Genomic DNA, 12371 nt, shown 5'->3' on the forward strand with positions numbered 1-12371 from the left:
TTGGAGGTTCTCATGAGTGACGCTAAATATAAACGTGTAGTTCTAAAATTAAGTGGCGAAGCATTAGCCGGTGAAGAAGGATTTGGAATTAACCCTGCAGTAATTAAATCTATTGCTGAACAAGTCAAGGAAGTGGCTGAGCTTGATGTGGAAGTGGCTGTCGTGGTCGGCGGCGGAAACATTTGGCGCGGCAAAATAGGCAGCGAAATGGGCATGGATCGTGCTAATGCTGATTATATGGGGATGCTGGCTACAGTCATGAACTCATTGGCGTTACAAGACAGCCTTGATCAGCTTGGAATTGAAACGCGTGTACAAACTTCCATCGAGATGAGACAAGTTGCAGAACCATATATTAGACGCCGTGCAATCAGGCATCTAGAGAAAAAAAGAGTGGTGATTTTTGCAGCTGGTACAGGTAATCCATACTTCTCAACGGATACCACTGCCGCCCTGCGTGCTGCTGAAATTGAAGCTGATGTCATCTTGATGGCGAAGAATAATGTGGATGGCGTATACAATGCAGATCCGGTTAAGGACAAGAATGCAGTGAAGTATGATAAGCTTTCCTATCTTGATGTGATTAAAGAAGGCTTAGAAGTAATGGATTCGACCGCGTCCTCACTATGCATGGACAATGATATTCCATTGATCGTCTTCTCGATTATGGAAAAAGGTAATATTAAACGAGCCGTACTAGGCGAAACGCTTGGAACTATTGTAAGGGGGAAATAAAAGATGCCGAAACAAGTTATTTCGAATGCGAAAACGAAAATGGAAAAAGCCATTGGAGCGTACACACGTGAATTAGCCAGCATCCGTGCCGGAAGGGCAAATGCCTCATTGCTTGATAGAATCTCGATTGATTATTACGGTTCGCCGACACCGGTTAATCAGGTGGCTGGTATTTCTGTCCCGGAAGCTAGGCTTTTAGTCATTCAACCATATGATAAAACGGTATTGGGTGAAATCGAAAAGGCGATTTTGAAATCAGACTTAGGATTGAATCCTTCTAATGATGGTTCAATCATCAGGATAGCCATTCCCGCTTTAACTGAAGAACGCAGAAAAGAGCTTGTGAAAGTTGTCAAAAAAGAAGCGGAAGAAGCGAAAATAGCTGTCCGTAATGTGCGTCGCGATGCTAATGATGATTTGAAAAAGCTTGAAAAAAATGGTGAAATCACTGAAGATGACTTACGTGGCTATGCTGATGACATCCAAAAGATGACAGATGGCAATATCACGAAAATCGATGATATTACAAAAGATAAAGAAAAAGAAATTTTGGAAGTATAATTTTTACTTAAAGAATTGATTAAATAAAGAGGGCCGAATCCATACTGGGTCATGTCTTGATTCTAACATATAGGTGTGCTTAAAAGAGAAAACTGTTATAATAAGGTTTCTCCGATAATGATTATTCCTTGAGTTAGTATGTTGCATGCAAACGTTGGAGGTGGTCCTTTTTTTGCATTTTTCACGGTAATTATATCCGGTTTTAGAAAAAAAGAAGTAATGATTTCTCCCTTTCTAGCTTCTAATGAAGAAATAATTTTCATAATAATAATATGAGAACCAGTTTTTTTTTGATATTATGATATAGATTCTTTTTAAGCGGCAGAAAGCTTGATATACATAGTGCACGATAACTTTGCCTTTGTAGAGAGATAAGTACAACCTGATGGGGGACTAACATATGTATTCACTTTGGAAGCGTTTCGTTAAAAAAGATGCTTCTTCCGATGTAACAAATAGGATTCAGCATATTAAACAGTTTGATGTTCCTCAGCATATCGCCATCATTATGGATGGAAACGGCCGCTGGGCCAAAAAGCGTGCATTGCCACGTGTGGCGGGTCATCATGAAGGAATGAAAACCGTTCGTAAAATTACGAAAGTTGCCAATAAATTAGGGGTTAAAACTTTGACAGTCTATGCGTTTTCCACTGAAAACTGGAAACGCCCGAAAAGTGAAGTCGACTTTTTGATGAAGCTTCCCCAGGAATTTCTTGGGACATTTTTACCCGAGCTCATTTCTGAAAATGTAAGAGTTGAAACGATCGGGGACTTGTCACTCATTCCCTCACATACTCAAAATGCCGTTAAACGGGCAATGGAAGACACGAAGGATAATGATGGGATGATTCTGAATTTTGCCCTGAACTATGGAAGCCGCGGGGAGATTGTATCTGCAGTGAATAGCATGATTCAAGATGTTAAGAATGGTATAATAAAGGAAAATGTAAATGAGGAAATTATATCCAGTTACCTGATGACCAAACATTTGTCGGATCCTGATTTACTGATCCGTACAAGTGGTGAAATCCGTTTGAGTAATTTCATGCTTTGGCAGGCGGCTTATACTGAGTTATGGTTTACAGAGGTGCTATGGCCGGATTTTAGTGAAGGGCATTTATTACAGGCAGTTGAGGAGTATCAAAAACGTTCACGAAGATTCGGTGGCGTTTAATGTAGAAGGCGAGGAAAATGGAATAATGAAACAGCGAATTATTACGGCGGTCGTTGCAGCCGCTATCTTCATTCCAATAGTTATTTTAGGGGGAATTCCCTTTTTACTGATGGTTTATCTGTTAGGGTCCATTGGTTTGTATGAACTGATGAAAATGAAAAATTTACGTGTTGTATCTTTTGAGGCGTTACTTTCTCATATATTATTGTGGGTACTTTTATTGCCTAATGAACATACCGCTTTTTTAGCAGAAATAAATTACGATAAAGTACAAGTCTTCTTAATCGGGGTTTTGCTGCTGTTACTTTATACAGTTGTTTCTAAAAATCGATTTACTTTTGATGACGCAGGCTTTTTGGTGATTTCAATCTTATACTTGGGAATGGGTTTCTACTTCCTTTTTGAAACACGTGATTCTTTAGGACTGGGTCTGGTCTATATCTTGCTTACCCTATTCACGATCTGGGCAACCGATTCTGGAGCTTACTTCATAGGTAAATCATTTGGTAAAAGAAAGCTATGGCCAGAAATAAGTCCAAACAAGACTGTGGAAGGATTTATTGGCGGATTATTTTCCGCGATGGTAGTGGGTGTGCTATTTTACGTCTTCTCGGGTCTTGACTACACGTTATTACAATTATTATTGATTTCACTAATCATTGGGGTATTCGGCCAATTGGGGGATCTCGTCCAATCGGCGTATAAACGTCATTATGGGGTTAAGGATTCTGGGAAACTTCTCCCGGGACATGGCGGAATTTTGGACAGGCTTGATAGCTTGATATTCATTTTACCGATTTTGCATTTATTGCATGTTTTATAATATAAATATAGGCAGTGTTATATGAATGAGGAGATGAGCAATTTGAAAAACATCAGCCTTTTGGGCGCGACAGGTTCGATTGGTCAACAAACTGCGGATGTGGTAAGGTCACATCCTGACCAATTCAAGATAGTGGCTCTTTCTGCTGGAAAGAATATAGAATTGGTCAGGACCTATATACAAGAGTTTGAACCGAAACTAGTTTCGGTCCAGACGGAAGAAGATTATCATGTTTTGAAAAGTGAATTCTCCAGCCGCAAAGATATCGAGTTCATGTATGGCGATGAAGGATTGTCTGCTGTTGCTATGTATGATCAAGCGACGATATTGGTCAATGCCGTCATCGGAAGCGTTGGCCTTTATCCGACGCTTCAAGCGATAAAGGCTAAAAAGGATATTGCTATCGCCAACAAGGAGACTTTGGTAACGGCAGGTCATTTGGTCATAAGTGAAGCTAAAAAAGCGGGGGTTCGTTTGCTGCCGGTTGACAGCGAGCATTCCGCTATTTTTCAGGCATTGCAGGGTGAAAAGGAAAAAAATATAGAACGTCTTGTCATAACTGCTTCAGGTGGCAGTTTTCGTGATCGGACCAGGGAAGAATTGAAGGATGTAACGGTGGAAGAGGCACTGAACCATCCGAACTGGTCAATGGGAGCTAAAATTACGATTGATTCAGCATCAATGATGAATAAGGGTTTGGAAGTAATTGAAGCTCACTGGCTATTTGATCTTCCATACGATAAAATTGATGTATTGTTACATAGGGAGAGTATCATCCATTCCATGGTTGAGTTTCATGACTCCAGCGTGATTGCACAACTGGGGACACCGGATATGCGAGTGCCGATTCAATATGCACTTACTTATCCAGACCGTATTCCGCTATTAGGGCGCAAGCGTCTGAATCTGGCTGAAGCAGGCAAATTGCATTTTAGCGAGATGGATTTCACCAGATATCCTTGTTTGCAATTCGCCTATAAAGCGGGTAAAATGGGCGGAACGATGACTACTGTGCTGAATGCCGCCAATGAAGCGGCAGTCGCTGCATTCTTATCTGGAAAGGTATCCTTCCTTGAAATTGAAACGTTAATTGAAAGAGCGCTGAATCAGCATTCCGTGATGGCCCTTCCGGATTTAGAAACGATTTCTGAAGTGGATATTATGACAAGGCAGTATATAGAATCTTTAGTGAAAGATAGGTGACCGGAACATGCAGACTTTAGAAACGATTATAGCGTTCATCATCATTTTTGGCGCTCTTGTATTTTTCCATGAGCTTGGACACTTAGTGTTTGCAAAGCGTGCCGGAATTTTATGCCGTGAGTTCGCAATCGGTTTCGGCCCAAAAGTATTCACATATAAAAAGAAGGAAACCGTTTATACCATTCGCTTGCTTCCGCTGGGCGGGTATGTGCGTATGGCTGGTGAAGATGCAGAAAATATAGAATTGAAGCCAGGCTATCGAGTAGGATTAATGTTTGATAATGAAGAGAATGTTACAAAAATCATTTTGAACAATAAAGATAAATATCCTGATATTCGTCTTGTGGAAGTTGAAGTGATTGACCTTGATCATAAACTTATCCTTACTGGCTATGAAGAGGGTGAGGAAGATACTCTAAAAACGTTTACCATTCATAAAGAAGCGGTAATCGTTGAAAATGGTGTGGAGAACCAGATTGCTCCATATGACAGGCAATTTGCTTCAAAGTCGCTTGGGCATCGCTTCCTTACGATTGTAGCTGGACCAGCAATGAACTTTGTTTTGGCTTTTGTCATTTTTGTGCTGATCGGCCTGTTTCAAGGGGTCGTGGTGAATGAAGCGAAACTTGGTGAGTTGACTGCAGATGGTTCGGCTGTTAATGCCGGGTTAAAATCTGGGGATGTCATTCAATCCATAGAAGGGGCGGAAGTCTCATCTTGGGAAGATGTTCAGGAAAGCATTCAAAAGAACCCTGGGCAAGAGATCGAGTTTGTCGTAGACAGGGACGGGAAAACGTTAGAAGTGCCGGTTGTTCCACAAGAAGTGGAGAGGGAAGGTAAGAAAATCGGGATTATCGGAGTTTATCCTCCAGTTGAAAAAGCACCGATTAAAGCTATACAATACGGTTTTACGGAAACATATTTTTGGACAAAACAAATTTTCGTCATCCTTGGTGACCTCGTAACGGGTGGTTTTACGATTGACAGCCTATCCGGTCCTGTAGGAATATATAAATCAACTGAAGAAGTAGCGAAACAAGGTTTATTCACGTTAATGAAATGGGCAGGGCTGCTCAGCATTAACCTGGGAATTATGAACCTGCTACCGCTACCGGCATTGGATGGAGGAAGACTGTTATTCTTTGTTGTCGAATTCTTAAGAGGGAAACCGATTGATCGCCAAAAAGAAGGAATGGTTCACTTCATCGGCTTTGCTTTGCTGATGTTATTGATGATAGTCGTTACATGGAATGACATTCAGCGGTTCTTCTTATAAGACATGTTTGGATAAGGTAAAACAGGCCAGCAGATTTTTCTGTTGGCTGTTTCTTATCTCCAAGAAGGAATAGTCATTTCCTAGTTTTTTAACCGTTTTAGGGAAATAGTTTGTTTTCTAGGGAAATCGTAAGTATAATCGAGAATGAGTATATTAAATTAGCTTTTCTGAATAAACCAGAAAGACTTTTTTGTATGATATGACCGTATTCATGCTGCGGTATGAATTTTACCGCAGCCGCAGTTTAATTTAAAGGAAATATTGAAGAGGTGCAGATATGAAACAAAGTATGACGTTAATCCCTACATTGAGAGAAGTGCCTGCAGATGCTGAAATTAAAAGTCATCAGCTTCTATTACGTGCAGGATTTATGAGACAAAACTCCAGCGGGGTTTACAGTTTTATGCCGCTAGGAAAAAAGGTGCTTCAGAAGGTTGAAGCGATTGTTCGTGAAGAGTTGGAGAATGCTGGTGCAGTAGAACTATTGATGCCTGCTTTACAACAAGCTGAATTCTGGCAGGAATCTGGACGCTGGTATACCTATGGGCCAGAGTTGATGCGCCTTAAGGACCGCAATAACCGTGAATTTGCGCTAGGTGCCACACATGAAGAAGTGATAACCAGCTTAGTTCGTGATGAGGTGAAATCTTACAAGCGTCTTCCTTTAACGGTTTACCAAATCCAAACCAAATTCCGTGATGAAAAAAGACCGCGTTTCGGATTGTTGCGTGGTCGTGAGTTCATCATGAAGGACGCCTATTCTTTCCATGCCAATCAAGAAAGCCTGGATGCTGTTTATAAAAATTTATATGCGGCATATTCAAATATTTTTAGCCGTTGTGGGTTGGACTTCCGTGCCGTCATTGCCGATTCTGGGGCTATGGGCGGAAAGGATACACACGAATTCATGGTCCTATCCGAAATAGGGGAAGATACCATCGCCTATTCTGATACTTCCGAATATGCAGCGAATATTGAAATGGCACCGGTGAGTGTAAAATATGAAAAAAGCTCCGAAGAACAAATTGCACTTGAAAAAATTCATACACCTGGTCAAAAATCGATTGAAGAAGTGGCTTCATTCTTAAATACAGATGCAGAGAAACTGATCAAATCACTATTGTTTAAAGTGGATGAAAAGTATGTGCTTGTATTGGTACGAGGGGATCATGAAGTCAATGATATAAAGCTGAAGAATTTCTATAACGCTTCAATCGTTGAATTGGTCGATCCAAATGAGACGAAAGAAGTCTTAGGATGTGCAATTGGATCCCTTGGACCAATCAATGTCACTTCTGAAGTGGAAGTGATTGCCGATGTAGCCGTAGAAGCAATGGTTAATGGAATCTGTGGTGCAAATGAAGAAGACCATCATTATATAAACGTAAATCCCGCTCGTGATTTTAACGTGGACAATTATATAGATCTTCGTTTCATTCAAGAGGGTGACCCATCACCGGACGGAAACGGAAAAATTAAATTTGCCAAAGGGATTGAGGTAGGCCACGTATTCAAACTGGGAACAAAATATTCCGAAGCTATGAATGCGACATTCCTAGATGAGAATGGACGGTCTCAGCCTATGATCATGGGCTGTTATGGAATTGGTGTTTCACGTACACTTGCAGCTGTGGCTGAACAATTCAACGATGAAAAAGGATTGGTCTGGCCAGCGAATTTAGCACCATACCAAGTCCATTTGATTCCAATCAATATGAAGGATGAGGCCCAGGCTGCCCTGGCAGAAGATTTGTATAATGATCTAAAGGCACAAGGCATGGATGTTCTTATGGATGATCGTCAAGAACGTGCTGGCGTAAAATTTGCCGACTCTGATCTGATCGGTCTTCCTGTCAGGGTGACGGTCGGTAAAAAGGCATCCGATGGAATTGTCGAAGTCAAAATCCGTAAAACGGGTGAGGTTCTTGAAATGGAAAGAGCTGAACTGACTCAAAAACTTCAAGAAATACTTGGGTAATTTCAAAATAGGGGAATTAGGCATCATTCAATTGGATGATGCCTTTCTTTTTCATGGATTTAGATACTAGTGAAACACTCGTGATATGTTATAATAGCCTCTGGTATCATAGTGAAAATGTTAATGAATAAAATCTTAGAGATAGTAGATAGGGGAGAGAGGAAATGGATCAAAATCCAAATAGCGGTAGAGAGAGATTTCAACTCTTGCTCCAGCAAATGGACTTGACTGAGGATGCCTTTGTGAATTATTTCATAGGTGCCGAAATTGATAAACTCTCAATTGAGAGGGAGTCCAAAAAATGGCATTTTGCCTTTAATATACCTGCATTAATTCCTTGCAGTGTTCATACAAGACTTGCTACTCATTTAGCAAGTACGTTTTCCCATATTGCGAAGGTAACATTCAACTTAAATGTGGCCAATCCGCAAGTGACGGAACAATTGGTAAAAGAGTATTGGAAAAATTGCATTGGCGAGCTTGAAGGCATGTCTCCAGCCCTGTTGTCACTTCTGAATGAACAAGAGCCCGCAGTGAATGGATATAAACTTATCGTAAGCGCCCGAAATGATACGGAGGCTGGCCAATTAAAACGTAAGTACTCCGGCATCATTTCGAATATCTACCAAACATTCGGTTTCCCCCCGTTGACTCTGGAAGCGGAAGTGAAGGAAACGGTTTCGAATCCTGATTACCAGAAGTTTTTAGAAGAGAAACAAAAGGAAGACGCGGAAAAGGGACTTGCTGCCCTAGTGGAAATGCAGAAAAAAGAATCGGAAAAAGGCGGCGACGAAGGCGTCTACGAAGGACCGGTTAAAATTGGCTATACGATTAAAGAAGATGCGGATTTCCGCAGAATCGAACAGATTATCGATGAAGAACGCAGGATTGCTATCGAAGGCTTCGTGTTTGATGCAGAAGTCCGTGAGTTACGCAGCGGACGGAGCCTCTTGACATTTAAAGTCACGGATTATACAAGTTCAATATTAGTCAAAATGTTTTCGCGTGATAAAGAGGATGCTGCCATACTTGCCCGAGTGAAAAAAGGGATGTGGGTACGTGCCCAAGGCAGTATCCAAAATGATACATTCGTACGTGACTTGGTAATGATCGCAAATGATATAAATGAAATTTCTAAACAAGGACGGCAGGATAAGGCACCTGAAGGTGAAAAGCGTGTAGAACTGCATATGCATACCCCAATGAGCCAGATGGATGCAGTGACACCTACTTCTGCACTTGTTGCCCAGGCTGCCAAGTGGGGGCATAAGGCTGTTGCCATTACGGATCATGCAGGTGCACAATCATTCCCTGAAGCTTATAGTGCCGGGAAAAAGAATGGTATCAAAATCCTTTATGGCGTCGAAGTGAACCTTGTGAATGATGGGGTGCCCATTGTTTATAATGAGGCGCATATTGCTTTGGCAGATGCCACCTACGTTGTGTTTGACGTAGAGACGACTGGCCTGTCAGCCGTTTATGATACGATCATTGAGTTTGCTGCAGTGAAAATTCGTGATGGGGACATCATTGATAGATTCGAGTCATTTGCGAATCCGCATCACCCATTATCCAATACGACGATAGACTTGACTGGAATCACTGATGATCTCGTGGAAAATGCTCCAGAAGTCTCGGAAGTACTAGAAAAGTTCAAGAACTGGGCAGGCGATGCGATCCTAGTTGCCCACAACGCAGCCTTCGATATGGGCTTTTTGAATATAGGTTATAAAAACATGGGATATCCTAAAGCTTCCAATCCTGTTCTTGATACATTGGAACTTGGCCGTTTCTTATATCCGGAGTTTAAAAACCACCGGTTAAATACATTATGTAAAAAGTTCGATATTGATTTGACCCAGCATCATAGGGCCATTTATGATGCCGAAGCTACAGGTTACCTTATGCTGAAGATGCTGAAGGATGCAATGGAAAAAGAGATTACCCATCATGATCAGCTTAATGACAATATGGGTAAAGGAAATGCTTATCAGCGTTCCCGGCCATCCCATTGTACGTTGATTGCGCAAACACAGGCAGGCTTAAAAAACCTTTTCAAATTAATTTCAATATCACACATCGATTATTTTTATCGTGTGCCCCGGATACCGCGTTCACAACTTAAAAAGTATCGTGAAGGAATTTTGGTCGGATCGGGATGCGATAAAGGGGAAGTTTTTGAAGGGATGATGCAGAAGGGGTTTGAGGAAGTCGTCGATATCGCAGAATTCTACGATTATCTTGAAATTCATCCGAAGGAAGTATATCAGCATTTGATTGAGCTTGAATATGTCCGGGATGATAAATCGTTAGAAACGATCATCTCCAATATCGTCAAGCTCGGTGAAAAATTGGATAAGCCAGTCGTAGCCACGGGAAATGTGCATTATTTGGATCCGAATGATAAAATTTACCGGAAAATCCTTGTAAATTCACAAGGTGGAGCAAACCCGCTGAATCGTCATAAGCTGCCTGACGTACATTTTCGGACAACTGATGAAATGCTACGGGAATTTTCTTTCCTTGGTTCAGAGAAAGCCAAAGAGGTCGTGGTAACTAACACCAATAAAATCGCTGATATGATTGAAGAAATCAAGCCAATCAAGGATGAGCTTTATACACCTAAAATTGAAGGTGCCGAAGAAGAGATGCGTGAGATGAGTTATGGCATGGCAAGGAAGATCTATGGAGAGAACCTGCCGGAAATCGTGGAAGCCCGTCTTGAGAAAGAATTGAAAAGTATCATTGGCCACGGTTTTGCCGTTATTTATTTAATTTCTCATAAACTAGTAAAAAAATCATTGAATGATGGTTATCTCGTTGGCTCAAGGGGATCGGTTGGATCATCTTTCGTTGCCACGATGACTGAAATTACGGAGGTAAATCCGCTTCCGCCACATTATGTATGTCCAGAGTGCAAGAAATCCGAATTCTTCAATGACGGTTCTGTAGGTTCGGGGTTTGACCTCCCAGATAAGGACTGTCCCGAATGTGGCATTGCTTATACAAAAGACGGGCATGATATCCCGTTTGAAACCTTCCTTGGATTTAAAGGGGATAAGGTTCCCGATATCGATTTGAACTTCTCTGGTGAATATCAGCCGAAGGCCCATAACTACACTAAAGTTTTATTCGGTGAAGAATATGTATATCGTGCGGGAACTATTGGTACTGTCGCTGAAAAAACGGCGTATGGATATGTAAAAGGGTATTCCGCTGATAATAATATCCATATGCGCGGAGCTGAGACTGATCGACTCGTTGCCGGTTGTACTGGGGTGAAACGGACGACAGGACAGCATCCAGGCGGAATCATCGTTGTTCCTGATTATATGGATATTTATGATTTCACACCTATTCAATTCCCCGCGGATGACAGGAATTCCGAATGGAAAACAACTCACTTTGATTTCCATTCCATTCACGATAATATTTTGAAACTAGATATACTTGGACATGATGATCCGACTGTAATCCGGATGCTTCAGGATTTAAGCGGCATCGATCCAAAGACCGTTCCCACAGATGATCCTGAAGTAATGAAAATATTCAGCAGTACCGAATCTTTAGGAGTTACAGAAGAACAGATCATGTGTAAAACGGGTACACTCGGCATTCCCGAATTTGGAACGCGTTTCGTCCGGCAGATGCTTGAAGATACGAAACCTACGACATTTTCCGAGCTTGTTCAGATCTCAGGGCTTTCTCATGGTACGGATGTGTGGCTGAGCAATGCACAGGAACTGATCCACAACCGGATATGCACACTAAGTGAGGTTATAGGCTGTCGTGATGATATTATGGTTTATCTGATTTATCAAGGACTCGACCCTTCCCTGGCGTTCAAAATTATGGAATCTGTACGTAAAGGGAAAGGGCTCTCGGAGGAATTTGAAGAGGAAATGAGGAAAAATGAGGTGCCGGAATGGTATATCGATTCATGTAAGAAGATTAAATACATGTTCCCGAAAGCCCATGCTGCAGCTTACGTCTTAATGGCTGTCCGGATAGCCTATTTTAAAGTGCATCTGCCTTTATTGTATTATGCAGCCTATTTCACAGTCCGTGCCGATGATTTTGAAATCGATGCCATGACACGGGGGCCGCAAGCAATAAAAACAAAAATGGAAGAAATTACTGTAAAGGGATTGGATGCATCCACAAAGGAAAAGAATACCTTAACGGTTCTTGAACTAGCTTTGGAAATGTGTGAACGAGGATATGCATTCGCTAAAGTGGATTTGTACAAATCCAGTGCTGATCAATTCTTAATTGAAGGAAATACTTTGATACCGCCTTTCAATTCAATACCTGGTCTTGGAACGAATGCAGCCATCAATATCGTCAACGCACGCAAGAATGGTGAATTCCTCTCGAAAGAAGACCTACAACAGCGGGGGAAGGTTTCGAAGACCATACTTGAATACCTTGATAAACAAGGCTGTCTAGAGTCATTGCCTGAACAAAATCAGTTATCATTATTTTAAAGAGGAAACTGTTGTCAAAAAGGAAGAAACAGACATGATATTTGCATAAATATCTTGATTATGGTATATTTTTATTGGAAATACTAAGAGGAACCAATGAAAAGAGTGGGGAAACCCACTCTTTCGTGTTGTAT

The 12371-nt window shown here is 41.3% G+C and carries 8 protein-coding genes; all 8 read left to right on the top strand.

Annotation, left to right across the window (positions count from 1 at the left end; translation table 11 throughout):
* The first annotated feature begins 12 nt into the window (after positions 1-12).
* Complete coding sequence (gene pyrH, locus ACQKKK_RS14855) at positions 13-735, top strand: UMP kinase (RefSeq protein ID WP_427616889.1); 723 nt, start codon at positions 13-15, stop codon at positions 733-735.
* A gap of 3 nt (positions 736-738) precedes the next feature.
* Positions 739-1296 (top strand): ribosome recycling factor, encoded by a 558-nt coding sequence (gene frr / locus ACQKKK_RS14860; protein WP_125161954.1) that lies wholly within the window; start codon positions 739-741, stop codon positions 1294-1296.
* A 400-nt stretch (positions 1297-1696) separates the two neighbouring features.
* Positions 1697-2470 (top strand): isoprenyl transferase, encoded by a 774-nt coding sequence (locus ACQKKK_RS14865; RefSeq protein WP_427616891.1) that lies wholly within the window; start codon positions 1697-1699, stop codon positions 2468-2470.
* A 25-nt stretch (positions 2471-2495) separates the two neighbouring features.
* Complete coding sequence (locus ACQKKK_RS14870; RefSeq protein WP_427616893.1) at positions 2496-3293, top strand: phosphatidate cytidylyltransferase; 798 nt, start codon at positions 2496-2498, stop codon at positions 3291-3293.
* A 42-nt stretch (positions 3294-3335) separates the two neighbouring features.
* Complete coding sequence (gene dxr, locus ACQKKK_RS14875) at positions 3336-4496, top strand: 1-deoxy-D-xylulose-5-phosphate reductoisomerase (RefSeq protein ID WP_427616894.1); 1161 nt, start codon at positions 3336-3338, stop codon at positions 4494-4496.
* Positions 4497-4503: 7 nt separating this feature from the next.
* Positions 4504-5772 (top strand): RIP metalloprotease RseP, encoded by a 1269-nt coding sequence (gene rseP / locus ACQKKK_RS14880; protein WP_427616896.1) that lies wholly within the window; start codon positions 4504-4506, stop codon positions 5770-5772.
* 277 nt (positions 5773-6049) lie between these two features.
* Complete coding sequence (locus tag ACQKKK_RS14885) at positions 6050-7750, top strand: proline--tRNA ligase (protein WP_427616898.1); 1701 nt, start codon at positions 6050-6052, stop codon at positions 7748-7750.
* Between the two features lie 164 nt (positions 7751-7914).
* Positions 7915-12237 carry a PolC-type DNA polymerase III gene (locus ACQKKK_RS14890; RefSeq protein ID WP_427616900.1) on the top strand — a complete coding sequence of 1441 codons (4323 nt, stop codon included), beginning with the start codon at positions 7915-7917 and terminating at the stop codon, positions 12235-12237.
* The last annotated feature ends 134 nt before the right edge of the window (positions 12238-12371 follow it).

Source organism: Peribacillus sp. NPDC006672 (assembly GCF_050274955.1).
Classification (GTDB): Bacteria; Bacillota; Bacilli; order Bacillales; family DSM-1321; genus Peribacillus.